25 protein-coding genes are annotated in these 26,029 nt (G+C 70.6%); 11 read left to right on the forward strand and 14 right to left on the reverse strand.

Features of this window, described 5'->3' with window-relative positions:
* Window positions 1–266 precede the first annotated feature (266 nt).
* Together H4W81_RS03550 and H4W81_RS03555 are read right to left on the reverse strand one after the other, a co-directional pair.
* Window positions 267–1,793, reverse strand: coding sequence for an ATP-dependent DNA ligase (locus H4W81_RS03550; RefSeq protein ID WP_192773452.1), 1,527 nt, complete (start codon window positions 1,791–1,793; stop codon window positions 267–269).
* Between the two features lie 187 nt (window positions 1,794–1,980).
* On the reverse strand, window positions 1,981–2,355 hold the full coding sequence (locus H4W81_RS03555; protein WP_192773453.1) for an FKBP-type peptidyl-prolyl cis-trans isomerase: 375 nt from the start codon (window positions 2,353–2,355) through the stop codon (window positions 1,981–1,983).
* Between the two features lie 113 nt (window positions 2,356–2,468).
* Here H4W81_RS03555 and H4W81_RS03560 point away from each other — a divergent pair, with 113 nt between their 5' ends.
* A complete protein-coding gene (locus tag H4W81_RS03560) occupies window positions 2,469–3,053 on the forward strand; it encodes an SDR family NAD(P)-dependent oxidoreductase (RefSeq protein ID WP_192773454.1) in 585 nt (194 codons plus the stop codon).
* Here the strand turns inward: H4W81_RS03560 and H4W81_RS03565 are convergent.
* Window positions 3,017–4,456 (reverse strand): GuaB1 family IMP dehydrogenase-related protein, encoded by a 1,440-nt coding sequence (locus H4W81_RS03565; protein WP_192773455.1) that lies wholly within the window; start codon window positions 4,454–4,456, stop codon window positions 3,017–3,019. The genes H4W81_RS03560 and H4W81_RS03565 overlap by 37 nt on opposite strands.
* An 84-nt stretch (window positions 4,457–4,540) precedes the next feature.
* Here H4W81_RS03565 and H4W81_RS03570 point away from each other — a divergent pair, with 84 nt between their 5' ends.
* Window positions 4,541–5,005 (forward strand): GyrI-like domain-containing protein, encoded by a 465-nt coding sequence (locus tag H4W81_RS03570; protein WP_225958440.1) that lies wholly within the window; start codon window positions 4,541–4,543, stop codon window positions 5,003–5,005.
* Window positions 5,006–5,009: 4 nt separating this feature from the next.
* Here the strand turns inward: H4W81_RS03570 and H4W81_RS03575 are convergent, their stop codons facing one another.
* From H4W81_RS03575 to H4W81_RS03600, 6 genes are all read right to left on the reverse strand, one after another.
* Entirely contained in the window at window positions 5,010–7,415 is a 2,406-nt protein-coding gene (locus H4W81_RS03575; RefSeq protein WP_192773456.1) for a hypothetical protein, read from the reverse strand.
* A gap of 77 nt (window positions 7,416–7,492) precedes the next feature.
* Window positions 7,493–8,017: a hypothetical protein gene (locus H4W81_RS03580; protein WP_192773457.1), complete on the reverse strand. Its 525-nt coding sequence runs from the start codon at window positions 8,015–8,017 to the stop codon at window positions 7,493–7,495.
* Window positions 8,014–8,208 (reverse strand): helix-turn-helix transcriptional regulator, encoded by a 195-nt coding sequence (locus tag H4W81_RS03585; protein WP_203946469.1) that lies wholly within the window; start codon window positions 8,206–8,208, stop codon window positions 8,014–8,016. Before H4W81_RS03585 ends, H4W81_RS03580 begins: the two co-directional genes overlap by 4 nt.
* Window positions 8,209–8,250: 42 nt before the next feature.
* The gene (locus tag H4W81_RS03590) at window positions 8,251–9,021 is read right to left on the reverse strand and encodes an ABC transporter permease (RefSeq protein WP_192773458.1); all 771 of its coding nucleotides are present in this window, start codon (window positions 9,019–9,021) and stop codon (window positions 8,251–8,253) included.
* Window positions 9,018–9,842 carry an ABC transporter ATP-binding protein gene (locus tag H4W81_RS03595; RefSeq protein ID WP_192773459.1) on the reverse strand — a complete coding sequence of 275 codons (825 nt, stop codon included), beginning with the start codon at window positions 9,840–9,842 and terminating at the stop codon, window positions 9,018–9,020. The genes H4W81_RS03590 and H4W81_RS03595 overlap by 4 nt, the downstream gene beginning before the upstream one ends.
* 150 nt (window positions 9,843–9,992) lie before the next feature.
* Window positions 9,993–11,093 carry a CaiB/BaiF CoA transferase family protein gene (locus tag H4W81_RS03600; protein ID WP_192773460.1) on the reverse strand — a complete coding sequence of 367 codons (1,101 nt, stop codon included), beginning with the start codon at window positions 11,091–11,093 and terminating at the stop codon, window positions 9,993–9,995.
* 78 nt (window positions 11,094–11,171) lie between these two features.
* Here H4W81_RS03600 and H4W81_RS03605 point away from each other — a divergent pair, with 78 nt between their 5' ends.
* The 5 genes from H4W81_RS03605 (at window position 11,172) to H4W81_RS03625 (ending at window position 17,054) form a co-directional block, all read left to right on the forward strand.
* On the forward strand, window positions 11,172–12,686 hold the full coding sequence (locus H4W81_RS03605) for a serine/threonine-protein kinase (RefSeq protein WP_192773461.1): 1,515 nt from the start codon (window positions 11,172–11,174) through the stop codon (window positions 12,684–12,686).
* A 42-nt stretch (window positions 12,687–12,728) separates the two neighbouring features.
* A complete protein-coding gene (locus H4W81_RS03610) occupies window positions 12,729–13,697 on the forward strand; it encodes an NAD(P)-dependent oxidoreductase (protein ID WP_192773462.1) in 969 nt (322 codons plus the stop codon).
* Between the two features lie 150 nt (window positions 13,698–13,847).
* The gene (locus H4W81_RS03615) at window positions 13,848–15,197 is read left to right on the forward strand and encodes an FAD-binding oxidoreductase (protein ID WP_192773463.1); all 1,350 of its coding nucleotides are present in this window, start codon (window positions 13,848–13,850) and stop codon (window positions 15,195–15,197) included.
* 3 nt (window positions 15,198–15,200) lie between these two features.
* The gene (locus H4W81_RS03620; RefSeq protein ID WP_192773464.1) at window positions 15,201–16,460 is read left to right on the forward strand and encodes a class I SAM-dependent methyltransferase; all 1,260 of its coding nucleotides are present in this window, start codon (window positions 15,201–15,203) and stop codon (window positions 16,458–16,460) included.
* Between the two features lie 450 nt (window positions 16,461–16,910).
* On the forward strand, window positions 16,911–17,054 hold the full coding sequence (locus H4W81_RS03625) for a hypothetical protein (protein WP_192773465.1): 144 nt from the start codon (window positions 16,911–16,913) through the stop codon (window positions 17,052–17,054).
* Here the strand turns inward: H4W81_RS03625 and H4W81_RS03630 are convergent.
* Window positions 17,049–17,702 carry an SAM-dependent methyltransferase gene (locus tag H4W81_RS03630; RefSeq protein WP_192773466.1) on the reverse strand — a complete coding sequence of 218 codons (654 nt, stop codon included), beginning with the start codon at window positions 17,700–17,702 and terminating at the stop codon, window positions 17,049–17,051. The genes H4W81_RS03625 and H4W81_RS03630 overlap by 6 nt on opposite strands.
* Window positions 17,703–17,807: 105 nt before the next feature.
* On the opposite strand from H4W81_RS03630, the gene H4W81_RS03635 reads away from it, so the two are divergent.
* Window positions 17,808–18,044: a transposase gene (locus tag H4W81_RS03635; RefSeq protein WP_225959240.1), complete on the forward strand. Its 237-nt coding sequence runs from the start codon at window positions 17,808–17,810 to the stop codon at window positions 18,042–18,044.
* A gap of 80 nt (window positions 18,045–18,124) precedes the next feature.
* Here the strand turns inward: H4W81_RS03635 and H4W81_RS03640 are convergent, their stop codons facing one another.
* From H4W81_RS03640 to H4W81_RS03650, 3 genes are all read right to left on the reverse strand, one after another.
* Window positions 18,125–18,685 carry a hypothetical protein gene (locus H4W81_RS03640; protein WP_192773467.1) on the reverse strand — a complete coding sequence of 187 codons (561 nt, stop codon included), beginning with the start codon at window positions 18,683–18,685 and terminating at the stop codon, window positions 18,125–18,127.
* A gap of 30 nt (window positions 18,686–18,715) precedes the next feature.
* On the reverse strand, window positions 18,716–19,162 hold the full coding sequence (locus tag H4W81_RS03645; protein ID WP_192773468.1) for a hypothetical protein: 447 nt from the start codon (window positions 19,160–19,162) through the stop codon (window positions 18,716–18,718).
* Between the two features lie 317 nt (window positions 19,163–19,479).
* Window positions 19,480–21,015, reverse strand: a complete 1,536-nt coding sequence (locus tag H4W81_RS03650) for a long-chain-fatty-acid--CoA ligase (protein WP_192773469.1) — start codon at window positions 21,013–21,015, stop codon at window positions 19,480–19,482.
* A 126-nt stretch (window positions 21,016–21,141) separates the two neighbouring features.
* Between H4W81_RS03650 and H4W81_RS49140 the strand changes: the two genes are divergently transcribed.
* From H4W81_RS49140 to H4W81_RS03665, 3 genes are read left to right on the forward strand one after another with little or no spacing between them, the layout of a single operon-like run.
* Window positions 21,142–22,704 (forward strand): GMC family oxidoreductase, encoded by a 1,563-nt coding sequence (locus tag H4W81_RS49140; protein WP_192773470.1) that lies wholly within the window; start codon window positions 21,142–21,144, stop codon window positions 22,702–22,704.
* 28 nt (window positions 22,705–22,732) lie between these two features.
* A complete protein-coding gene (locus tag H4W81_RS03660; RefSeq protein WP_225958441.1) occupies window positions 22,733–23,962 on the forward strand; it encodes a cytochrome P450 in 1,230 nt (409 codons plus the stop codon).
* Window positions 23,963–23,966: 4 nt separating this feature from the next.
* Window positions 23,967–24,815, forward strand: a complete 849-nt coding sequence (locus H4W81_RS03665; RefSeq protein ID WP_318781500.1) for an alpha/beta fold hydrolase — start codon at window positions 23,967–23,969, stop codon at window positions 24,813–24,815.
* Here the strand turns inward: H4W81_RS03665 and H4W81_RS03670 are convergent.
* On the reverse strand, window positions 24,781–25,884 hold the full coding sequence (locus H4W81_RS03670) for a methyltransferase domain-containing protein (RefSeq protein WP_192773472.1): 1,104 nt from the start codon (window positions 25,882–25,884) through the stop codon (window positions 24,781–24,783). The two genes, H4W81_RS03665 and H4W81_RS03670, sit on opposite strands and share 35 nt — an antisense overlap.
* Between the last annotated feature and the right edge of the window lie 145 nt (window positions 25,885–26,029).

The following is a 26,029-nucleotide window of genomic DNA, read 5'->3' on the forward strand; positions in this document are numbered from 1 at the left end:
TGCTCGAATGCTGACCCAAGGGAAACACGGTCCTTGATCGGGGGAACAGGACACGGAAGGGCCAGACGAGGGAGGGGAGGGGGACGCGCGTCGGCCGCTTCCCGTGAACGGGGCGCCACGACCCCGCAATGCGCTTGAAGATATGCGACAAAGGAGAGGCAAAGGCAAATTAATGCGACATACCGTGACATATCTCACGGGTCACGGGCATGGTTGCGAAGACCCAGCGTACGCACTGGATCTTCGGGTTTTCGGTAAAGCGGGAATCAGAGCATGAGCGAGCGGACCGTCTCCACGGTGTCGGCCTCATCAGGACGTTTGTCCGGCCGGTAGCGCAGCACGCGGGCGAAGCGGAGCGCCATGCCGCCCGGATAGCGCGGCGAGCGCTGCACGCCGTCGAAAGCGATCTCCACGACGAGTTCGGGCCTGAGCGTGACGGTCCACTCGTCGGTGGGACCCTCGGCGATCTCGAGGAAGCGCTGGGTCTGCCAGGCGAGCAGTTCGTCGGTCAGCCCCTTGAACGTCTTGCCCAGCATCACGAACGAGCCGCTGTCGGGGTCGCGCGCGCCCAGGTGGAGGTTGGACAGCTTGCCCTCGCGCCGCCCGTGCCCCCACTCGGCGGCCAGGACGACCAGGTCGAGCGTGTGGCGCGGCTTCACCTTGATCCAGCCCGCGCCCCTGCGGCCGGCCGCGTAGGGCGAGGTGAGGGACTTGGCGACCAGGCCTTCGTGGCCTCGCCGTACGACCTCGGTGAAGAACGCCTCGGCGGCGGGCAGGTCGCCGGTGACCAGGCGGGGGGTGAGGAGATCGGGGGGGACGGTGGCGGCGAGCGCCTCCTGGCGCTCGCTGTACGGCAGGTCGAGCAGGTCGGCGCCGCCGACCCTGAGCGCGTCGAAGAAGAAGACGCTCAGCGGCGTGGCCGCGCGCAGCCTCGCGACGTCGGTCTTGCTGCTGACCCGGCTGGCGGTCACCTGGAAGGGGTGGGGACGGCCGTCCTGCCGCAGCGCGAGGACCTCGCCGTCGAGAACCAGGTCGTCGGAGGGCAGCGCGAGCACCGCCTCGACGAGCTCGGGGACCTGGGACGTGATGTCGTCGAGGGTGCGGGTGAAGACCCTGACCGTGTCGCCCGAGCGGTGCGCCTGCACCCGCACGCCGTCGAGCTTCCACTCCAGCGCCGCCTCGCCACCGATCTTCTCCAGCGCCGCGGCGACGTTGGGCGCGCTGCCGGCGAGCATGGGCGCGACGGGGCGGCCCACCTCGAGCTTGAACGCGTGCAGCGCCTCGACGCCACCGGACAGGGCCGCCGCGCCGACGGCGGGCAGCCAGCCGCGCAACGTGAGCGCCCGCCGTACGTCGGCCGAGGGGGCGCCGGAGGCCTTGGCGACGGCCTCGATCATCACCCCGTCGAGCGCGCCCTGGCGCAGCTCGCCGGAGAGCAGGCGCAGCAGGAACGACTGCTCCTGGCTGGTGACGGCGGTGAACAGCTCCTCGACCAGGGCCTTGCGCGCGGCCTGGGAGCCGGCGCCCGAGACGGCCTTGATGCGGGTGAGGAGGGCGTCGATGTCGGTGAGGGTGGCGGTGGCGACGAGCTTGGGCGGGGGAGGGTCCTGCAGGGTGCGCCAGCCGACGCCGATCTGGCGCTGGGGGAGCTCGCCCGACAGGTAGGCGATGGCGATCTCGGCCTCGTCGGCGCCGACGCGGCCCAGGAGCTCGGCCAGATGGCCGACCTTGCCCAGACGGGCAGCGGTACTGGCCACGGCCTCGGATACGCGGACGACGTCGATCAGTAGCACAACGCTTATGTTGCCCTACAGGACCGACAAAAGTCCCGCTTGACCTTTGGATCCACTGTCTCGGGGGTTTGCGCGGGTTCCCGGAACCGACGTAGTACGGCGCGGGGAGCCGGGGTTCCTGTGGATCCAGGGTGCTGGAGGGAGGGGGTGTGGGGTACGGCGGGCCGTACCCCACACCGTGCGAACGTCAGCGAACGCCGAGCAGGTCGACGACGAAGATGAGCGTCTCGCCCGGCTTGATGGCGCTGCCCGCGCCCCTGTTGCCGTAGCCCAGGTGCGGCGGGATGACGAGCTTGCGACGCCCGCCGACCTTCATGCCCGCCACGCCGCGGTCCCAGCCCGCGATGACGCGGCCGCCGCCCAGCGGGAACTCGAACGGCGTGCCGCGGTTCCACGACGCGTCGAACTCCTCGCCGCTCGAGAAAGCGACACCGACGTAGTGCACCTGGACGTTCTGTCCAGGCTTGGCCTCGGGGCCGTCCCCCTCGACGATGTCGACGATCTCCAGGTCGGCGGGCGGGTTGCCCTCCGGGAAGTCGATCTCCGGCTTCTCGAGTGCCACGATGTACTCCTTGGTGGATGTCTTCTAACCCTGAAGACTCTAGGGGGAGCGGCGCTCCTGACGGTGACGGGCATGCTGTGGTGGGAGAACCTGTTCCGTGGTGAACTGATCACATGGCCACCCCGCTGACCGGACGAGTCGCTGTGATCACCGGCGGGCCGGCGGACGTCGCCGCGACGTTCCGCTCCCTCGGTGCCGTCTGCGCGACCTGCGACCGCCGGAAAGGCGCCAGCGGAAGCGAAGGAAACGACCGCGGGAAGAATGGCCGCGAGCTCGCCATGACGCTGGACCTGCGCGACCCCATGGCCGTGGACGTCTTCGCCACCGCCGTCCACGAGCGCTACGGCCGCGTCGACATCCTGGTCACCAACGCCGCCGCCACCACAGGCGCCCCCTTCGAAAGAGTGAGCGCCCGAGCCGAGCACGCCCTCATCGAGGAGAACTTCACCCAGGTCACCGGCCTGATCAGGCGCATGCTCCCGCTGATGGGACGCGGCTCGGCGATCGTCAACCTCGTCCAGGACGCGCCCCGCCACGCTCTCGACGCCGCCCTGAAGGCCGCCGTCGAGAGCCTGAGCAGCGCGCTGGCCGTGGAGCTGGCCCCTCGCGGGATCAGCGTCCACGCCACGACGGTGGAGAACGCCACGAAGGCCGAGACCGCCTACCAGCTCTGGTGCAGCGGCATGCCCTCGGTGTAGCCGGAGGAGCTCTGGATGCCGATCACGGCCCGCTCGTGGAACTCCTCCAGGTTCGTGGCGCCCGCGTAGGTGCACGAGGAGCGCAGACCGGCCACGATCGCGTCGATCTGGTCCTCGACGCTGGGCCGCTGCGGGTCGAGGTACATGCGGGAGGTCGAGATGCCCTCCTCGAACAGCGCCTTCCTGGCCCGCTCGAACGGCGTGTCCTCGGCGGTGCGCAGCCGGACCGCCCGCGCGGAGGCCATGCCGAAGTTCTCCTTGTACTTGCGCCCGTCGGCGTCGGTGCGCGCGTCGCCCGGCGACTCGTAGGTGCCGGCGAACCAGGACCCGATCATCACGTTCGCCGCGCCCGCCGCCAGGGCGAGGGCCACGTCGCGCGGGTGGCGGACGCCGCCGTCGGCCCAGACGTGCCGGCCCAGGCGGCGCGCCTCGGCCGAGCACTCCAGCACCGCGGAGAACTGCGGGCGGCCGACGCCGGTCATCATCCTGGTGGTGCACATGGCGCCGGGCCCGACGCCCACCTTGATGATGTCCGCGCCCGCCTCCACGAGGTCGCGCACACCTTCCGCGGTCACGACGTTGCCCGCGGCGACCGGCACCGAAGGGCCGAGCGCCCGTACGGCACGCAGCGCGGAGATCATCTTCTCCTGGTGCCCGTGCGCGGTGTCGACGACCAGGCAGTCGACGCCCGCGTCGAGCAGCTCCTTCGCCTTGGCCGCCACGTCGCCGTTGACGCCGACGGCGGCCGCGATCCGCAGCCTGCCCTGGGCGTCGAGCGCGGGCTGGTAGAGCGTGGCGCGCAGGGCGCCGGTACGGGTCAGGATGCCGACCAGCCGGCCCTCGCCGTCGACGATGGGCGCGAGGCGGTGGCGTCCCTCGTGCAGCATGTCGAAGGCCTCGCGCGGGTCGAGGCCCGCGGGCAGCGTGAGGAGGTGTGCCGACATCACCTGCGACAGCTGGGTGAACATGTCGACGCCGTGGCAGTCGGCCTCGGTGACGACGCCGACGGGGCGGTTCTCCCAGTCGACGACGATGACCGCGCCGTGGGCGCGCTTGGGCAGGAGGTTCAGCGCCTCACCGACCGTGTCGTGCGGAGTGAGGGTGATCGGCGTGTCGTGCACCAGATCGCGCTTCTTCACCCAGTCGATGACGTCGGCGACCACGTCGATCGGGATGTCCTGCGGGATGACCGTGACGCCGCCCCTGCGGGCGACGGTCTCGGCCATGCGGCGGCCGGCGACGGCCGTCATGTTCGCGACCACGATGGGCAGCGTGGTGCCCGTGCCGTCGTTGGTCGACAGGTCGACCGCGAGCCGGGAACCGATCGAGGACCGCGACGGCACCATGAACACGTCGCTGTAGGTCAGGTCGTGGGACGGCTCGAGACCGTTGAGGAACTTCACGTTCGTCCATCTTATGTGGTGACTGGTCAGAAGGGGTTATTCCCGCTTTGCGTGGCCATATGATCTGCGGGACAGACCTGGGGGATGGAGGACGCGTTGGACATCGTGGAGCGGTCCGAACTGCTGGTGGTGGGCCTCGCCGTACGCACCACCAACGCCGAGGAGATGGACCCGTCGCGGGCGCGGCTGCCGGCGCTGTGGCAGCGGGCGGGGGCTCCGGGGGCGTTCGCGCACGTTCCGGGACGGCTGGACGAGAACCTTTACGCGGTCCTGACCGACTACGAGAGCGATCACCACGGCGCGTACACGCAGATCGTCGGGGTGGGCGTGCGGACGGTGCCCAGGCTGCCCGAGGGCATGGTCGCGGTACGGGTGCCCGCGGGCCAGGCGCTGAAGATCGAGGCCAGGGGCCAGATGCCGCAGGCAATCATCGACGCCTGGCAGCAGGCGTGGAAGCACACCGAGTCGGGTGGCACGCCCGCCAGGTCGTTCACCACCGATCTGGAGGTGCACCACCCGGCGGGCGCCGATCTCTACCTGGCCGTGTGAGGCCTCAGCTGGAACAGCTGGAGTGGTAGCCGACAGGACTCGAAACCGTTTCGTACGGCGTGCGGACCTCGAGCCTGAACTGCCCATTGTCGCGTGAGGGCGCCGTGTAGGTCTTGGAGACCTCCTTGACGCCCGCGGGCGCGTTCACCGTGACCCATTCGCCCTCCCAGCCGCTGAAGCCGGACTTGCGTGCCCACCGGTAGCTGAGGGAGGCCGGCGCGCCGAGCGTGATCTTGCCGCTCAGCACCCAGTTCCCGCAGGTGTTCGCCATCTTGGTGGCCTTCACGTCGCTGAAGGAGACCTTGTGGCAGGTGACGTCGACGGGGAGGATCTGGCTCCGGTATCCCTCGTCGGGCGAGGTGATACGCAGCTGCGCGTCCAGCTTGAGGGTGACGTTGAAATAGCGAGTGATCGTGACGGTCTTGGGCAGGTAGGCCAGGACCTTGTGGTCGGAGCGGTCGATGAGGGCGCCGTTGTGCGCCTGGACCAGCTCGACGCGCACGTCCTGGTGCCTCGTGGAGTGGAGCTTCGCGGAGAAGACGAACCGCTTGCCGGAGCAGTCGCCGCTCCAGGTGGCCGGGTCGACCTTGACGTCGGTCAGCCACGCCGAGGGGCACGACAGCGTGTAGGTCTTGTGCGCCGCGGGGTGGTTGTGCTCCTTGGTCTCCAGGGAGACGGTGCCGCTGACGGACTTGGTGGCCTGCCACTCGTGCGCGGTCACCTGCTTCTCGCCGGCGGCCGTGAAGGTCAGCGTGGTCCAGTCCGTCCGCTTGCCGTCGACCGCCCAGCGGTAGGAGACGGCGCCCTCGCGGTTCAGCCCGACCGTGCCGGTGGCGCGGAAGGTGCGCGGCCGCGTGCAGTCGGTGTGCGTGCTCACCTTCGCCACGTCGGCCTGCACGGTGACCTTGGGCTCGGGCGCGCACGTCACGGTGTAGGGCGCCTCCTTGGCCGGCGCGTTGTGGTTCCTCACCTCCACGCGGACGGTGCCGCCGGTCGCCGAGGCCCACGCGTCGGACTCCACGGTGACAGTGGCGGGCCCGGCGATCGTGACCTTCTTGTAGGGGAAGGCCGTCTTGTCGATCACGAACCGGTACTCGACCTCGCCCGGCCGGTCGAGGCCGAGGACGGCGCGGGCGCGGTGGTTGGGCACCTTCGCGCAGTCGCCCGCGTAGGCGGGGGCGGTGATCTCGCCGATGGTGACGACGGGCGGCTGCGGCTCGGCCCTGCAGGTGAAGGTGAAGGTGCGCACGACGGGCGTGCCGCCGACGACCTTGAGGCCCAGGCTGTGGGCGCCCTCCATCGACCTGTCCATGGTCCACGTGGTCGTGAAGTCCTTGGAACGATCACCGGCTCCGGCGGGGACGGTGACGGTTCCGCCCTCGGCGTCCTTGCCGTCGAGGATCCACTGGTAGGCGAGCGTGGCCGCGGCCCCCGCCGGCAGGGTCAGACGGCCCAGCGACTCGTAGCGGACCGGCTCCGCGCAGCTGCCGTCGTACGTGCCGGGCGAGATGCCGACGATCGACGGCACCGCGGGCTTCGCCGGCGGCGGGCTGGACGGAGGAGGGCTGGTGGGCGGCGGCGACGTCGGCGGCGGTGACGTGGGCGGGGGAGACGTGGGAGGCGGCGACGAAGGCGGAGTCGTGCCTGTGCACGTCACCGCGTAGGAGGCCCGGCCCGAGTCGTGACCCGCCCGCTCCAGGATCCTGACGGCCTTCCAGCCGCTCGTGCTCCCTGACACCGTCACCGGCAGCGACACCTGACGCAGCCTGGGCCCTCCCTCGGGGAAGTCGAGGTATTCGGGGCGGCTCTCGCCGCCCGCGCCGTCGATCCACTGGTAGCCGACCCTGGCCGGGGTCCTGGAGACCTGGAGCGTGGCGGTGAACCGCACGGTCGTGGGGCACTGCCCGGTGTAGGCAGGCGGCGTGACGTCGACGTCGGCCGCGGCGACCACTGGACGGCCGGCGTGGCTCGCGGGCAGCGGGTTGCCCACGTCGTAGAGCTTGCCCGCGCCCTCGCACGTGACGCTGAAGTACGCCTTGCGGGACAGACCCGCGCGGCCCAGCACCTCGACGGCCTGCCAGCCGGAGACCGACCGCTCGAACGTCTGCCGGTCCCTGACGGTCACCCTGCGGGCGCCGTCGACGCGGAAGCTCTTCACGGCGCCCTTGCCGCCGTCGCCGCGCACCCAGCGGTAGCGCACGACGCCCCTGCCCTTGGCCGCGATCACGGCGGAGAACCCGACCGTGGTGGGGCAGTCACCCGACTGCCGCGCGGGGCTCGCCTTGGCCTTGGCCACCGCCACGGTGACCGGGGCCGCGGTCGCCGGGGCCGCGAGGGTCGCGAGCGCCGGAGGGGCGGCCAGCAGCCCGCCGAGCACCAGGGCGCTCAGCAGCAACGCTGTCCTGTTCACATCGGTTCCCTTCCTGTACTGAGAAGGGAACACATGATCCTCAGAGGGCCTTGGAGGTCACGTGGATCTCACCTGGATCACTCGTCGTCCGGCGGCGGATCGGGGACGAGCCAACCGGCGATGAAGATCGGGATCGTGTAGTGCGTCGCGAACAGCGTCAGCGCCAGCGGTGCCAGCAGGGCCATGGGGACGGTCAGGGTGAGCTGGCCGTCCGCGTGGCTCACCACGTTCGTCAGCACGAAGAGCGCGGCGAGCACCACGCTGGTGGCGCGGTGCGCCGAGGTGTACGCCCGGCGCCGCTCGGCCAGCTGCCGCTCGTCGAGGAAGCGCTCGGGCAGCGAGAGGCCGCCCCTGGTGGCGGCGTGCAGCCACCCGATCACCGGGATGCCGATCACCAGGCCGATCCCGAACATCGACAGGTAGACGTTGCGCGCCAGGTCGCTCGGCGCGTACCTGACGATCACCACCAGCCCCGCCCAGAGCAGCACCAGCGCCGCCACGCCGACCAGCACGAGGCGGCGGCGGGCGGGGCGGGTCGCCCAGAGCCGTTGCGCAGGCATGTTCTCCAGACGCTCGCGCTGCCTGTCCCACCTGTCCATCACGACCCCAATCTGGCGAACGGATGGAGCGAGAAGACGACCTCCACCGGCACCTCGAAATACTCGGCGATCTTCAGGGCCAGAAACAGGGACGGGCTGTACTCGCCCCGCTCGAGATAGCCCACCGTCTGGTAGTGGACGCCGAGCGCCGCCGCCAGGTCCTTGCGGGAGATCCCGCGTTCGGCCCTGAGCATCGGGATCCTGTTGTAGACGACCTCGTTCGACACCGCGAATCCTCACTTGCGAGTGACCCTGCGCAGCAGCCACGGTGCCAGCACCATACCGGCGAGCGCCCACGCGCCCATCACCGTCGCCGCAGTGCCCAGCTGCCAGGCGCCGTGCAGCTCGCCCGCGGGGGAGTCGAAGAACGCCGCCCGCAGCGCGTGACCCTGCCAGTAGAGCGGGAAGGCCTGGGCGATCCACTGGACCGCCTCGGGCATCATCCGCACGGGGAGCATCACTCCCGAGCAGATCATCAGCAGCATCGTGGGCAGGCCGATCAGCGCGGCGGCCGTCTTCGCGCTCGGCAGCATCGCGCCGATCGCCGTGCCGAGCGGCACCACCGCCAGGGTGCCGAGCCCGAGCGCCCACAGCAGCGTCGGCCAGCTGACGGGCGCGCCCAGCCCGCCCAGCGCGGCGCCGAGAGCCAGCATGATCGCCGAGTGGCCCGCGATGTGCAGCAGCAGCGAGACCGCCCTGCCCGTGACGTAGACGGGCAGGCCGCGGGGCAGCGCGCGCAGCCTCAGCAGCGCGCCCTCCTCCCTGTCGGTGGCGATCAGCAGCGGCAGCGACATGGTCCCCGCCGAGAACACGGTGAAGGCGATGAACCCCACCGCCATGAACGCGCTCATGCCGACGCCGCCGCCCGCGGGGTTGTCGCCGATCCACAGCATCAGCAGCACGAACGTCACGAGTCCGGCGAGCTGGCCGCTCAGCTCCTTGCCGTCCCTCATGATCGAACCCTGCTCGATCAGGCCGCGCCTGACCCCGAGTGCCAGCGTGTTCACGCCGCGCTCCTTTCCACCAGGTTGAGGTAGCTCTCTTCGAGGGTGGGCCGCCTGATCTCCAGGTCGGGGACCGGCCCGCCGTACTGCTGGTGCAGCTTCCACACCAGCTCGGACGGCTCTCCAGTCTGTTCGGAGCCGTCCCTCCAGCGCACCAGGGAGGGCACCTGTACGGCCCGCGCCAGCTCCTCGGGCGTGCCGAAGACCGCGATGCGCCCGTCGAGGAGGACGGCGATGCGGTCGGCCAGCTTCTCCGCCTCGGCCAGGTCGTGCGTGGTCAGCATGATCGTGGTGTCGAGACCGGCGATCAGCTCGTGGAACTCCCTGCGCGCCTCGGGGTCGAAGCCCGTGGTCGGCTCGTCGAGGAAGAGCAGCTCCGGCCGGCCGACGATGCCGAGCGCGACGTCGAGCCTGCGTCGCTGGCCGCCGGAGAGCTGGCCGACCTTGCCGGCCGCCTGGTCGCCGAGCCCGAGCGCCCTCAGCAGCTCGCCGGTGTCCCAGGGGTCGGGGTAGTGGGCCGCGACGTGGTCGAGCAGCGTGGCGACGCGCCACCGCGGGTGGTCGCGCCAGTCCTGGAGGACCACGCCGAGCCTGGCCCGCCAGTCGTCGCCGCCCCGGGAGGGGTCGGTGCCCAGCACCTCGACCTCTCCGCCCGCGCGGTGCCTGAAGCCCTCGAGGATCTCGATCGTGGTCGTCTTGCCCGCGCCGTTGGGGCCGAGGAGCGCGACGGTCTCGCCGCGCCGTACCTCGAGGTCGACACCGCGCAGGACCTCGCGCTTGCCGTACGACATCCGCAGCCCGCGGACGCTCACCACAGTACTCATGCGGTGGAATGTAGTACACCTACTACATATGCGACAACTCCTACGACAGGGAGAGGGTGGACATGGCCGCGTCCACGGCGAGAGGACGCAGCTCCTCGGCGGGGACGTCGGCGAAAGCCCAGGAGCAGTCGGCGACCGACTACTCGGAGATCACGCCAGCACGCCCGCCTGCCTGAGCTTGGCCGCGCGCTCCTCGTCGAGGCCCCACTCCGACAGGTCGAGCAGCCTGGTCGCGGGGGACAGGTCGGCCTCGGGCGCGCCGAGCAGCCGGGGCGCCGGCCTCGGCTGCGTCGACTCGCCCACCCGCACGAACGTGCCCCGCGCGACGTTGTGCGGGTGCTCGGCGGCCTCGCTCGGGGACAGCACGGGCGAGACGCAGGCGTCGGACCCGTCGAAGACCGCCTCCCACTCGGCCCGCGTCCGCTCCCTGAAGGCCGCCTCCAGGCGGCTGCGCAGCGCGGGCCACTGGGCGCGGTCGTTCCTGTCGGGCAGGTCGGTCAGGCCCATCTTGTCGGTGAGCACCGCCCAGAACTGCGGCTCGAGCGCGCCGACCGCCATGTACTGGCCGTCGGAGGTCTCGTAGGTGTCGTACATCGGGGCGCCGGTGTCGAGCAGGTTCGTGCCGCGCGGGCCCCATCCCGCGTTGTAGAACATCGCGAACAGCGTGGCCGCGCCGTCCACCATGGCCGCGTCGATCACCCTGCCCTTGCCGGTCCGCTCGCGCTCGAACAGGGCGAGCAGCACGCCGTACGCCAGCATGAGACCCCCGCCCGCGAAGTCGCCCAGGATGTTGATCGGCGGGGTGGGCTTGTCGCCCTCGCGCCCCAGCATGGACAACACCCCCGAGATGGCGATGTAGTCGATGTCGTGCCCCGCGGTCGGCGCGAGGGGGCCGTCCTGGCCCCAGCCGGTCATCCGGCCGTAGACGAGACGCTCGTTGACCGCGTGCAGGTCGTCGGGCCCGATGCCGAGGCGCTCGGCGACGCCGGGCCTGAACACCTCGATCACCACGTCGGCCGCGGCGGCCAGCTCCTTGAAGGCGGCCACCCCCTCGGGCGACTTCAGGTCGAGGCCGATCGTGCGCTTGCCCCTGTCCATCACGTCCTTGCGCGGCCGGTCGGAGACGGCCTGGACGCGGTCGACCCGCAGCACCTCGGCCCCGTGGTCGGCCAGCATCATTCCGGCGAACGGGCCGGGCGCGAGCCCGGCGAGCTCCAGCACCTTCACTCCGGCGAGCGGTCCCTGCGTCATGTTCAAGAACTTTATTCGGCACGGCGGCGCCGCGACACCCCCACGAGAGATCCACCAGTTATGGGAAACTTGCGCCTTATGGCTTCGGAATCCGATCGACTGGTCGCCCACCGCTACCGCCTGGCCACGGAGCTGGGCAGGGGCGGCATGGGCGTGGTCTGGGAGGGCCACGACACCCTGCTCAACCGGCCGATAGCGGTCAAGGAGGTCTTACTCCCTCCTGAGCTGTCCGCGCTCGACCGCGAGAGTCACCTGGTGCGCACCGCGCGTGAGGCTCGCACGGCCGCCAAGCTCAACCATCCCGGCGTCGTGGCGATCTACGACGTGGTGGAGGAGGACGGCCGGCCCTGGATCATCATGGAGCTGGTCAGGGCCCCCTCCCTCGAGGAGGTCGTGGCCACCCACGGCGCCCTCCCCGTCCGGGAGGCCGCCGACGTCGGCCGCCAGGTGCTGTCGGCGCTGAAGGCCGCGCACGAGGTCGGGATCCTGCATCGCGACGTCAAGCCGAGCAACATCCTGCTGTGCGACGACGGCCGCGCCGTCCTGACCGACTTCGGCATCGCCACCGCCGAGGGCGACTCCTCCCTCACCAGGACCGGAATGGTCACGGGCTCACCCGCCTTCCTCGCCCCCGAACGGGTCCGGGCCCTCGACTTCGGCCCGCCCTCCGACCTCTGGTCGCTCGGCGCCACCCTGTACGCCGCACTGATCGGGCGCTCGCCCTTCGATCGGGGCGACCCCATGGCCACGCTGTCGGCGCTGATGCGCGAGGAGCCCGACTACCGCAGGATCCCGCCCGCGCTCCACCCCGTGCTGAAGGGGCTGCTGAAGAAGGAGCCGGACGAGCGGCTGACCATCGCCCAGGCCGACGCGATGTTCGCCGCCCTCGGCGCGCCGGACGAGGCCAGGTGGCACAGGGAGGACGACGACGAGGAGCCGCCGAGCAGGCGCGCCGGCCGTACCACGCTGATGGCGGCCGCGGCCGCGGTGCTGGTCGTGACCGTGGGAGCGGGCGCCTACCTGAAGCTCACGCCCAGTGAGGCGGAGGGCAGCGCGCGCGTGGCGCAGGCCAAGGCCAGCCCGTCGGTCTCGGCACCGGCCACGAGCGCGACGCCCACGCCCTCGCCCACCCCGAGTGTCACCAAGACGCCCATCGCGCTGACCAGGCCGTGGACCTCGCCCGACGGCTGGTCCATCCAGCGGCCGACCAGGTGGAAGGGGGCGCGCGCCGAGGCGTACACGCAGTGGACGCGTCCCGACGGCGGCGCGCACCTCGGCGTCGAGCAGCAGTACGCCACGCTCGACCCGCACCAGATCCTGCGCGACGCGGAGGAGGGTCTGGTCGCGGCGACCGGCGTGCGCACCGTGCGCCGCGGCTCCGTCGCGCAGGGCACGGCCGAGTGGGAGTTCACCTGGACCGCCGCCGCAGGACACCCGTGGGCGACGGCGGGGCGCCAGTACCACGAGGTACGGCGGGCGACCGTGGCCGGCTCCACCGCCTACGTGCTCTCCTGGACGGTGGCCGAGGACCAGTGGCGCCGGCACGGCCGGATGATACGTCAGGTGCTGGGCAGCTTCACCCCCGGCGCCTGAGGGCCCTTTCCGGCGTCGGGGCGGCGGCCTAAGGTCGCCTCCATGACCGCCTGGAACCTGCTCGCCCTCACCGCGCTCCCGCCCGACGCCCTGCGCGGCCTGCTCGCCCCGCTCGGCGACCGGATCACGCTGTCCTTCGCGCGCGACAGGGCCGCCATGGAGGCCGCCCTCCCGCAGGCGGAGATCGTGCTCGGCGACTGGGGCGGCACCCTGGCGATGGACGCCGCCGCCGTGGCCGCCGCCCCGCGCCTGGCCTTCGTGCAGCAGCCGTCCGTCGGCGTGGACGGGCACGACCTCGCCGCACTGTCGGCGGCGGGCGTGCCGCTGGCCAACACCGCGGGGGTCAGCGCCGTCGCGGTGGCCGAATGGTGCCTGGGCGCCGCGCTCGCGCTGAGCCGGCGGCTGGTCGCGGCCGACGCGGCCGTACGGGCCGGCGGCTGGCCGCAGCTCGACCTCGGCCCTCGCGAGCTGTCGGGCTCCCGGGTCGGCGTCGTCGGCTACGGGCCGATCGGCGAGGAGTGCGCCAGGCTCTTCAGGGCGCTCGGCTGCCAGGTCTCCCACTGGACGCGCACCCCGCGCGGCGAGGGCTACGCGCCGCTGGAGGAGGTCGTCGCCACCGCCGACGTGCTGGTCGTGGTGATCGCCCTGTCCGACGAGACCCGCGGTCTCGTCGACCCCGCCCGGATGAAGAAGGGCGCGTTCCTGGTCAACGCGGCCCGCGGGGGAGTCGTCGACCAGCAGACGCTGGCCGCCGCGCTGCGGGAGGGCCATCTGGCGGGCGCGGCGCTCGATGTCTTCGAGGCCGAGCCGCTGCCCGAAAGCGATCCGCTGCGCGGCCTCGAAAGTGTACTCCTGTCACCCCACGTGGCAGGCGTCACACCTCAGTCGACGGCCCGGCTGGTCGCCTCGGTGGTGGGCAATCTCACCGCCGCGCTGGACGGGGCGGAGATCAGAAATGTGGTCAACGACGCGCCCGCCAGGATCCGGAGGCGGAACGGATCGGGAAAGTAGAGTTTCCTCTGCTCGTACATAGGGCGTGACCTGCGGGTTGATCGAGTTTTCAGACGTTTAACCACCCCGATCTGTTCTGTCGTGATTTGGGGAGATACGGTCTTACGGACGATCTCGACCGCAGCTTCTGGGGGTGTTTCTGTGACAACGATGTCGGCACACCAGCGGGCCGTCGAACAGATCAGGCAGTCCTACGCCGAGATCCCCGCCGACGCGGCGCCTCGGCTGGCCAAGGCGACCTCGAACCTGTTCAGGTTCCGCGACTCGGGCAAGGCCGCCAAACTGTCGGCTCGCGACCTCGACCAGGTCATCAGCGTGGACCCGGTCACCATGACCGCAGAGGTCCAGGGCATGACGACCTACGAGCACCTGGTGGACGCCACGCTGCCGCACGGGCTCATGCCGTACGTCGTGCCCCAGCTCAAGACGATCACCCTCGGGGGAGCGGTGACCGGGCTCGGCATCGAGTCCACCAGCTTCAGGGACGGCCTGCCGCACGAATCGGTCGAGGAGCTGGAGATCCTCACCGGCGACGGGCGCATCGTCGTGGCCCGCGACGACAACGAGCACCACGAACTGTTCCGCGCGTTCCCCAACTCCTACGGCACCCTCGGCTACGCGCTCAGGATCCGGATCAAGCTCAAGCCGGTCCAGCCGTACGTCAGGCTCACCCACCTGCGCTTCACCGACGCCGCCAAGTGCATGCTCGCCATGCAGGAGATCTGCGAGCAGATGACGCACGACGGCGAGCCCGTGGACTTCGTCGACGGGGTGTTCTTCGACCCCTCGGAGATGTACGTCACGCTCGGCCGCTTCGCCGAGCGCGCGCCGTACACCTCCGACTACACCGGCATGCGCATCTACTACCAGTCGATCCAGAAGCGGGGACGCGACTGGCTGACCGTCCGCGACTACCTCTGGCGCTGGGACACCGACTGGTTCTGGTGCTCGCGCGCCTTCGGCGTCCAGCAGCCGCTGGTGCGCTCGCTGATGCCGCGCAAGTGGATGCGCTCGGACGTCTACCGCAAGCTGGTCGCCCTCGACCGCAAGTACGGCGTGGTGGCCAGGATCGACAGGTGGCGCAACGCCCCTGTGCAGGAATCGGTCATCCAGGACGTGGAGACACCCATCGAGCGGGGGGCGGAGTTCCTCGAGTTCTTCCACGCCAAGGTCGGCATGACCCCGGTGTGGATGTGCCCGCTCCGATCGTCGAGTGAGTGGCCGCTGTACCCGCTGGAGACGGGCAAGCTCTACGTCAACTTCGGCTTCTGGGGCCTGGTCCCGCTGCCGCGTGGACAGTTCGACGGGTACTACAACAGGCTCATCGAGAACGAAGTCCACGATCTCGACGGCCACAAGTCGCTCTACTCGACCTCTTTCTACGCTCGTGAGCAGTTCTGGCAGCTGTACAACGGCGATGCTTACTGGCCGGTCAAGCGGGAATACGACCCGAACGGTCGCCTGCTGGACCTGTACGACAAGTGTGTGCGGGGAAGGTGAGAGATGGCTCTCGCGAGCATCTTTGAGAAGATCGTTGGTGCGAACACCAACATCGCGTTCATGGCCTACGACGGCAGCAAGGCCGGTCCCGACGGCGCGGACGTGACCCTCGAGGTGAAGTCTCCGATCGCCGTGGCCTACATGGCCCAGGCGCCCGGCGAGCTCGGCCTGGCCAGGGCGTACGTCTCAGGACACATCGATGTCCACGGAGACATGTACACCCTGCTGGACCGCATGTGGAACATCACGACCAACGACCTGACGCTGGCCGAGAAGCTGGAGGCCGTACGGGCGCTCGGCCCGAAGCCGCTGCTCATGCGCGTGCCGCCGCCGCCCCAGGAGATGCGCAGGAGCACCCTGGCCAGGCTCGGCTCGCGCCACGCCAAGCAGCGCGACGCCGAGGCGATCCACCACCACTACGACGTGTCCAACCGCTTCTACGAGTGGGTGCTCGGGCCGTCCATGGCCTACACCTGCGCCGTCTTCCCCCGTGAGGACGCGACGCTCGAGGAGGCGCAGTACACCAAGTTCGACCTGGTGGCCCGCAAGCTCGACCTCAAGCCCGGCATGCGCCTGCTCGACGTCGGCTGCGGCTGGGGCGGCATGGTCATGCACGCCGCCCGCGAGTACGGCGTCAAGGCCCTCGGCGTCACCCTGTCCCGCCAGCAGGCGGAGTGGGCGCAGAAGGCCATCGTCGACGCGGGCCTGCAGGACCTGGCCGAGGTCCGCTTCATGGACTACCGCGACGTGCCCGAGGGCGGCTTCGACGCCGTCAGCTCCATCGGCCTCACCGAGCACATCGGCAAGGACCAGCTGCCCGGTTACTTCTCCTCCCTGTACGGCAAGCTCAGGCCGGGCGGGCGGCTGCTCAACCACTGCATCACGCGTCCGACGAGCACCGAGAAGACGATCAACAAGGGCGGCTTCATCAACCGCTACGTCTTCCCCGACGGTGAGCTCGAGTCGGTCGGCTACCTCACCACCCAGATGGAGAACACCGGGTTCGAGGTCCGCCACGAGGAGAACCTGCGCGAGCACTACGCTCGCACGCTGAAGTTCTGGTGCGAGAACCTGGACGACAACTGGGAGGACGCCCTCCAGGAGGTCGGCCACGGGACGGCGCGGGTGTGGCGGCTGTACATGGCGGGGTGCATCGTGGGCTTCGAGCGGAACAAGGTGCAGCTGCACCAGGTGCTCGGGGTCAAGCTGGACGACCAGGGCCGCGCCCACGTCCCCCTCCGCCCGGCAACCGACTGGCCCTGACGTGTCGCCGTGAGGCCCAACCCCAACGGCTTGGGCCTCACAAGGGCGCGCTTCGCGCGTGGGGTTCGGGCAGTGTCGATCAGGAGGCACGCCCCCCGAACCCCCAGCCTCCTCGCCTTCGGCTCGGGCCGCGCCCATCAGGGGCAAGCCCCCGAAACCCCAGCGAGGGGCCCCGGCCCCTCGCGCTCCCCGGCGCTGGGCGTGTGGAGGATCGTCAGGGAATGAGATGCGCGTCCGGAGGCGACGTCCGCAGATTGGGCGACTAAGAGCGCCCATCAAAGATCTCTCGCTGTAGTGATGGTGAGAGGGGGAGCGGTGGTTTCAGGAGGGCCGGTCGTAGCCGCTGCCCGGCTCCTTCTTCCCCACTCGTGCAGGGTGTCCAGGTGTCGGTCTGCGGGGTCGGCGTGGGCACGTGGCGCAAGTAGTCGCGGAACTCGGCTTGGATGGTCGTTGACGATATGCCAGGCGAGCGACCACGGGGAGACGGGTGTCGGGTGCCTGACCCGTAACAGGGACGCCATAGCCGACTACCTCGACGCGGTGCGCGCCGGCGACCGCGCGGACGCCGTCGCCGAGGCGCCCGCCTCTTCATGACGTACGGGTGTCACCGAGCACGTCGTAACCGACGAAGGTGAACATCCGCGCACCGAGCGCCAAGGGCAGCGGCCGGCCGCCGAAGCGGTGCACGCCGACGCCGAACCCCGCCTCGGGGTCGGACACCCACAGCCGATCGAAGCCGCGGTCCTCGAACCAGGAGCAGATCGCCGGAACCAGGTCCCACGCCCGGCGGTGCCGGGTCCAGATCACCGTGGCGCCGGTGGCGCACAGCTGGGGAGCGAAGCCGACGATGCGCTCGATGTCCTCGTCGGTGACATTCCCGAAGATGCCGCAGGCCAGCACGAGGTCAGCGGGCGCCATGCCCTGGTAGTGCTCGGTGAGCGCGGCATCGGCCGTCGCCACCTCGACCTGGTCCAGCCCGGCGGCGGCGGCCGCGGTGCGGGCGATCGAGGCGTTGCGCGGATCGAGTTCGACCAGGCGGGCCCTGACATCGTCGCGACGCGGGTGATCGGCCAGCACGTCGAGGAGGTCGCGGCCCTGGCCCGCGCACAGGCTGATCGCCTTCAGCGGGCCCGGCCTGCTGTCGTCCAACGCCAGCCGAATCCGGCTCTGGACGACCTCGAGCCGCCGGGCCAGGAACGAGCCGGGACGATCGTAGGCGTCGTGCCACTCCTGCCAGTCCATGACCGTACCTTAAGGGTGTTCCCCGCAGGGGCATGCGGGTCGTGCTCCCTCCCGGGCACTTCGACGCGCGGAATGCCCATGATGAGCGCCGAATTCGTTGCCTTGATGCAAGCGGGAAGGCCCCACTCGGACCCGAGGGATCCCCGACCCTTGGGTTCTAGCGGTAGGGGCCTTTTCACCTCCCGCACCTGCCTGTCCTGCGGGCATGTGTCGGTAGAGAACCGCAAAACCCAGGCCTACTTCGCCTGCGTCCGCTGCGGTTATCGCGCAAACGCGGACGTGGTCGGGGCTAGGAACGCCAAGAGGGCCGGGCTGGTCCTCCGCGACGCCCGCGCGGCGTAGCGAGAAGCCACCTCGTAGCCGACACCGCCCCGCCACCGGCTACCGGCGGAGGCGAGGAGATCGACTCCAGCGGGCGGAGGTCAGGGGGCCGGGGTCAGGGAGGCCAGTGCTCGTCTGCTGAAGGCGAGGGAGCCGGACAGGAGGGTCACTCCCGACAGCACGCCGCTCACGATCGGCACCCAGGCGATGGCCGAGGTGAACGTCATGACCAGCCCGACGACGCCCAGCACCGTGAGCACCACCCCGGGGATCAGGATGCTGCGCTCCTTCCAGACCGGGGCGAGGGCGACGAAGTGGAGGCCGACGATGAGGGCGATCCAGGCGACGTTGGTCTGCTCGGGCCGTCCCAGCGCGCGCAGCACCGCGATGCCGCCGAAGAGCAGGACGGCCTCGGCGGCCACGATCAGGAGGTAGCCGCGCCCGTAGAAGGCGCCCGCCGGTCTGTGAACGGGAGCGGCGGCGCCGGTCCTCAGCCGCTTGCCGGCGGTGAACCACAGGAACACGATGAAGGCCAGGGCCACACTGGCGGCGACCTGGAGAACGGTGGCGACCACGGTGTTCAGCGGGCTCGCGGCGTTCACGAACACGAAAACCGCCCCGAAAACGGCGCCGATCAACATACCGGTCAGACGACTCTGCATGATCGCAGACCTTACACGGGCCGCGATTCTTCACCCGCGGCGGAAGTAGGCGTTCGACGTAGGGCTGAACATCAGCGTCACGGCGCCCAGCACCGCCGCCAGGTGCAGGATCCTGCTCGCGGTGAACGTCAGGGTCAGAGCGTCGGCCGAGGTGAGGAACGCCGCGGCGGAGTTGCCCGCCAGGAGCCACTGGATCGGCTCGATCACCAGCGACACCGTGCCGAAGACGCCCAGCGACACCGCCAGCGCGATCCTGGCCCAGTTGTGCCCCTGCCGCAGCCGGAGCGCCAGGAAGACGGCCGCGGTGAAGATCGCCAGCCGGATGGCGAGGCCGCCTGCCAGCTCGGAGAAGGACGTCCCAGCCGACAGCAGCTGGCTCGCGGCGAGGGCGGCCTCGAAGGCGCCCGCTCCGACGGCGGCGAACCAGAGGGTGGCGGCGGCCTTGACGGGGTCGGGAACGGTCATGGTGGTGGTCATGGGGCCTCCGGCGAGGATGATCGGATGCCTCCAGTCTTCAGCCCGGCCACCGATCGATTCATCCCTGCGGGCACCCATGTCGCTGGTAGGGAGCGCCCTACCTCACCTGTCGGATCCCCCAGAGGACGGAGCGGCGCCAGGGTGACCGGACGACGCTGTCCCGGAGATGCGGCGCGGTCCCGGGGGTGCGGCGCGCTCCAGTGGTGCGGCGGTCCCGAGTGGTGCGGCGCCGCGCGTCCGGCCATCCCTGGTGGAGAAGAGAACCTCGGCTGAGCGGTCCACGGCTCACCCGTGGACCGCTCACACCTCTCCGGGGGTCAGCGGAGTTCGCGCTTGAGGATCTTGCCGGTCGCCGTCATCGGGAGGGCGTCGCGGAACTCGATGAGGCGCGGGTACTTGTAGGCGGCCATGTTCTCCTTGCACCACTCCACGAGCTCCGCCTCGGAGATCGTGGCCCCCGCGGTGCGGATGACGTACGCCTTGACCTCCTCGCCGTGCGACTCGTGCGCCACCCCGACCACGGCCGCGAGGGACACCGCGGGGTGGGTCATCAGGACCTCTTCGATCTCCCGCGGGTAGACGTTGAAGCCACCACGGATGATCATGTCCTTGGCCCTGTCGATGATCGCGTAGTAGCCGTCGGCGTCACGGGTGGCGATGTCGCCGGTGCGGAACCAGCCGTCGTTCATCACCTCGTCGGTCGCCTCGGGCCTGTTGTAGTAGCCCTTCATGACGTTGTGGCCGCGGATGGCGATCTCGCCGGGCCCCTCGCCCTCGATCGTCTTCCAGTCGCTGTCGATCAGCTTCATCTCCACCCCCCAGATCGGGGTGCCGATGGTGCCCGGCTTGGTGGGACGGCCGAGCTGGTTGAAGCTGGCCACGGGGGAGGTCTCCGACAGGCCGTAGCCCTCCAGGATGCCCACGCCGAAGGTCTGCTCGAAGTCGCGCAGCACCTCGACGGGCGAGGAGGCGCCGCCCGCGACGGCCAGCTTGAGCGTGGAGGGCACCGGGACACCCGCGGCGTGGATCTTGGTGAGCATCGCCCAGAACATGGTGGGCACGCCCGCGAAGAACGTCACGCCCTCCTTGGTCATCAGCGCCAGCGCGTCGCCCGGCTCGAAGCGCGGCATGAGCACGAGCGTGCCCTGGCGGCGGAAGCCGGTGTTCATCACGACGGTCTGGCCGAAGGAGTGGAAGAGGGGAAGCACGGCCAGGAAGGTGTCGCCACCCGGCGTGCGGGGGAACATCTCGTCGCTGACCATGGTGTTCATCAGCATGTTCTGGTGGCTGAGCTCGGCGCCCTTGGGTTGGCCGGTGGTGCCGGAGGTGTAGAGGATGACCGCGGTGTCGTCGGGGGCGGTCTGCACGGTCTGGAACTCGCCCGGCATGCCGTTCAGCGCGGCCCAGATCGACTCGCCGTACTCCGACTCGGTGGCCAGCGCCGTCGCGGGCAGCACGAAGAAGTGCTCGCACCCTTCCGCGGCCTCGAAACCGGCCTTGCCGCGCTCGCCGAGCGGCAGCTCGGGGGTGCCCTCGAAGCAGAACAGCGCCTTGGCGTCGCTGTCGTCGAGGTGGTAGGCGATCTCCCTCGACTGCAGGAGCACGTTAAGGGGCACGACGGCCGCGCCGGTCTTGAGGATGCCGTAGTAGACGAAGGGGAAGTACGGCAGGTTCGGGCAGGCCAGCGCGACCTTGTCTCCCTTGCCGATGCCGCGCGAGACCAGGAGGTTGGCCACCTGGTTGGCGATGGTGTCCACCAGCGAGTACGGCAGGCGCAGGTCGCCGAAGACGATCGCGGTGCCGTCGGGCACCTTGCGGGCGCTGTCCTCGAGAACGATCGACAGGTTGAGCATGTCAGGCCTTCCTCCCTCGCACGTCACTACGCGCGACATCTTCGCAGCCCCCGCATACCAACCGGTAGGTAACAAAGGTTACAGATGGATATGGACGACGGCCGCCAGGTGAAGTAAGCACTTACTGTGGAGTATGACTTCGTGATCGTCGGTGCGGGCTCGGCCGGTTGCGTGCTGGCCAACAGGCTCACCAGTGACCCCTCCGTGACAGTAGCGCTGGTCGAGGCGGGCGGGCAGGACGACAAGCTGGAGATCCGGATGCCTGTCGCCTTCGCCAAGCTCTTCAGGACCGACTACGACTGGAACTACTCCACCGCCAAGCAGCGGGAGCTGGCGGGGCGCGAGCTCTACTGGCCGCGCGGCAGGGTGGTCGGCGGCTCCTCCTCGCTCAACGCCCAGATGTGGGTGCGCGGCCACCGGCGCGACTACGACCAGTGGGAGATCCCCGGCTGGTCCTACGACGAGGTCCTGCCGTACTTCCAGCGGGCCGAGCGCCGCACCGGCGGCAACACGGGCGGTGTGTACGGCGAGGCGGGCCCGCTCCACATCTCCGAGCTGCGCAGCCCCAACCCGGTCACGTCCGCCTTCCTGCGCGCCTGCGAGGAGCTCGGCCTGCACCGGCTCCCCGAGCTGAACGGCCCCACCAACGAGGGCTACAGCCCCACGCCCGTCACCCAGCGGCGCGGCCGCAGGTGGAGCGCGGCCGACGCCTACCTGCGGCCCGCGCTCAGGCGTCCCAACCTGACGCTCTTCACCGGCGCGCAGGTCGAGCGCGTGGTGTTCGAGGGCGGGCGGGCCGTCGGCGTCGAGCGCGCCGGCGGCGCCCAGATCAGGGCCAGGCGCGAGGTCGTCCTGTCGGCGGGGGCGATCGGCTCGCCGTACCTGCTGCTGCGCTCGGGGGTCGGCGACGCCGAGGAGCTGCGCCAGGCGGGTGTGCCGGTCGTCCACGAGCTGCCCGAGGTCGGCAGGAACCTGCAGGACCATCTCGCCTCCGCCGTCTACATGAGCTGCCCCCGGCCCGTCACGCTCACCAAGCAGGCCGAGACGCTCGGCAACCTCCTGCGCTACCTGGTGCTGGGCAAGGGCATGCTGACCACGAACGTGGGGGAGGCGGTCGCCTTCGTCAGGTCCTCCGAGGAGGAGCCCGCGCCCGACATCGAGCTGGTCTTCGCCCCCGGCTTCTTCTTCGAGCACGGGCTCACCCCTCCCACCGAGCACGGGCTGACGATCGGCGCGGTGCTGCTGCAGCCCGAGAGCAGGGGCAGGATCGGGCTGAACGGGCGCGACGTGGTCATCGACCCGGGCTACCTGACGGCGGGCGACGACCTGCGCAGGCTGGTGGCGGGGCTGCGGTTGGCCAGGCGGCTGTTCGCGACGGCCGCGCTCGGGCCGTACGCCACGGCTCCGATGGCCCCCTACCAGGGGCAGGAGAGCGACGAGGAGCTGGAGCGGTGGGTGCGCGAGCGCGCCGAGACCCTCTACCACCCGGTGGGCACCTGCCGGATGGGCGTCGACGCGGAGTCGGTGGTGGACCCCGAGCTGAGGGTGCGCGGCGTGGAGGGGCTGCGGGTGGCCGACGTGTCGATCATGCCGACGCTCAACAGGGGGCACACGCACGCGCCCGCCATCATGATCGGCGAGAAGGCCGCGGCGATGCTCGTCCGAGAGCGGCGTGGACCCTTGACGTAAGTAATTACTTGCGTCAACCATGGAGCACATGGACATCGATCTGTCGCAGATCCCGTTCTGGGGGCTCCCGCAGGCCGAGCGGATGGACGCGTTCAGGCGACTGCGCGAGCTCGACGGACCGGTGTTCGTCAAGGAGAACGTGGTGCCCTTCATCGGCGCGGGCGAGGGGTACTACGCCCTGGTCAGGCACGCCGACGTCACAGAGGCCAGCCGCAACGCCGTCGTCTTCAGCAGCGAGCCGTGCTCCAACAGCATCCCCGACATGCCGCGCTGGCTGGCGGTCTACTTCGGCTCGATGATCAACATGGACGACCCCAGGCACGCCCGGCTGCGCCGGATCGTCTCCAGGGCCTTCACGCCGCGCATCCTGGCCAAGATGGAGGACGACCTGGCCGTCGCGGCGGCCGAGATCGTGGACCAGGCGATCAAGGAGGGCCCGGGCGACTTCGTCCAGCAGATCGCCGCAAAACTCCCCGTCCGTGTCATCTGCGACATGATGGGCATTCCGCCGAAATTTCATGACATGGTGCTGCGGCGTACCAACGTGATCCTCGGCAACGCCGACCCCGAGTACACCGGCATCAGGCCCGACCTCAACCGGTGGAACGTCGCCAAGGGCCTCGGCAAGCTCCTGCACGCGGGCCACTCGCTCAACAGGCTGGCCGCCAGCCTCGGCGACGAACGGCGCAAGCGGCCCACGGGCGACCTGGTCAGCCTGCTGGTCAACGGCGAGGAGCGGCTCACCTCGCAGGAGCTCGGCTCCTTCTTCATCCTGCTGGTCGTGGCCGGCAGCGAGACCACCCGCAACGCGATCGCCTACGGGCTCAAGCTCTTCACCGACCACCCCGAGCAGCGTGAGCACCTCCTGGCCGACTTCGACGGGCGCATCGTCAAGGCGTGCGACGAGATCGTGCGCTACTCCACCCCGGTGATCCAGTTCCGCAGGACGGTCACCCAGGACCACGGGATGTACCGGAAGGGCGACAAGGTGCTGCTCTTCTACAACTCCGCCAACAGGGACGAGGCGGTCTTCACCGACCCCGACGCCTTCGACATCACCCGCGACCCCAACCCGCACGTCGGCTTCGGCGGCCCGGGACCGCACTACTGCCTCGGCGCCCACCTGGCGCGCAGGGAGATGACGGTGATGTTCCGCGAACTGTTCACCAGACTGCCGCAGATCCGCTCGGTGGGCGAGCCCGACTTCCTGCTGTCGAACTTCATCAACGGCGTCAAGCGCCTGCGCTACGCGCACTGAGGCGGTGGCAGACTTGACCGCCATGGAGATCAGGACCACCCACGCCAACGGGGTCGAGTTCGCCTACCTGGCACAGGGCGACGGCCCCCTCGCCCTGTGCCTGCACGGCTTCCCCGACACCGCGCACACCTGGCGCCACCTGATGCCCGAACTGGCCGAGCGCGGCTACCGCGCGGTCGCGCCGTTCCTGCGCGGCTACGCGCCCACCGAGGTGCCCGCCGACGGCGCCTACGAGGACGCGGCGCTGGTCGCCGACGTCGTCGCCCTGCACGAGAAGCTCGGCGGCGACGAGAACGCGGTGCTGATCGGCCACGACTGGGGCGCCTTCCCCGTGTACGGCACGACCGAGCGCTTCCGCAGGTCCGTGGCCATGGCGGTGCCTCCCCCTGGGGCGTTGCTGGCCGGGTTCATGGAGTACGAGCAGCTCAAGCGCTCCTTCTACATCTTCCTGTTCCAGACGGGGCTGGCCGAGCAGGCCGCGGCGGCCGACGGCTTCCTCGAGGGGCTGTGGCGCGACTGGTCGCCCGGCTACGACGCCACCCAGGACCTCGAGTTCGTCAGGCGCAGCCTCGCCGCCCCCGCCAACCTCGCCGCCGCCATCGGCTACTACCGCGCCATGCTCGGCACCACCCCGCCCAGCGGCAGGTACCCCGCGCCGTCGGCGCCGTCCAGGCCGGTCCTCTACCTGCACGGCGCCCAGGACGGCTGCCTGGGCGAGCACCTGGTCAAGGACGCGCTCGCCCACCTGCCCGAGGGCTCGAGGGTCGAGCGCGTCGACGGCGCCGGTCACTTCCTGCACCTCGAACGGCCCCGCAGGGTCAACGACCTGGTCCTCGACTGGCTGCGCGACTGAGAACCGCGATCACGGCGGGCCGGCCCATGAGGCGCACCCCGACGGCGTCGGTCAGCTCGAAGCCGGGCGGCTCCACGGGGTGCGGCAGCAGCGCCACCACCCTGCCCCGCTCGGCCAGCACCCGCCGCGCCTCCCTCCAGAACCGGCCGAACAGCCCGCCCGCGGCGACCTGACGCTCCCAGGGCGGGTTGACCAGGATCCGGTCGACGCCCCCCGACGGCAGCGGCAGCCGCCCGGCGTCGGCGACCGCCCAGCCGATCCCGCCCTCGCCCACGTCCCCGGCGGCGTTCTCGCCCGCGTTCTCAGCTGCGCCCCCGCCAGCGTTCTCAGCGGCGTCCTGGCCCGCGTTCCGCGCGGCGGACGTGATCGCCGAGGGGCTGAGGTCCGTGCCCAGGTAGCGGAGCAGGGGCGCGCACGCGCGCGCCTCGATGAGCGTGGTGCCCGCCCCGCAGCACGGGTCGAGCACCGTGCGCGCCGCGCCGAGCCCCGCCAGCCTGGCCATCGCGGCGGCGACCGGCGGGTGCAGCGTGCCCGGCACCGTCCTCGTCTTGTACGGCCTGCGGTGCAGCGGCCGGTCGGCGATCCGCAGCCCGATGGCCGCCTCCTCGCCCTCCACGCTGACCCGCCACGACAGCGTGGCAGGCGGCGGCGGGCCGTGCCTTCTCGAGTGGTACGGCACGCCCAGCCGCGCGGCGAGCTCATCGCCCACCGCGTCCTCCAGGTCGTAGCGGTTGTAGGCGCGGCGGCCGAGGAAGGAGGCGGACACGTCCACCCCCTTGACCAGCGGAGAGCCGCCGAAGGCCGCCTTCAGCTCGGCCATGGCCCTGACGTCCACGTCGGCCGCGAGCGTCCTCAGCCGGCCGAGGGCGGCCCTGGCCTGCCCGATCCCGTACCCGACGGCCGCGGGCAGCAGCACGTCGTCGGCCGTCCGCAGATCCAGGACGCCGGGATCGGGACTCTCCCGTTCGAACCACACCTCGCGGTGCCGCCGCCGTACGGTGTGGCCGACCTCCTCGGCCACCAGCGGCTCCAGGCCGCGCACGGTCCTGGCCACCAGGAGCGTATGCACTTGTCTTCTCCCACGACGCGACCCGGGACGGCGGACAGCCGTCCCGCATCGCCGGCGGTGGGCGCGAGCGTCTGGGCTGCCTCGGCCCGCCGGCGGTGGTCAGCGCAGTCGGAAGAAGAACGTCACGCGGCGAACCTAACGGCCG

Source organism: Nonomuraea africana, from assembly GCF_014873535.1.
GTDB lineage: Bacteria > Actinomycetota > Actinomycetes > Streptosporangiales > Streptosporangiaceae > Nonomuraea > Nonomuraea africana.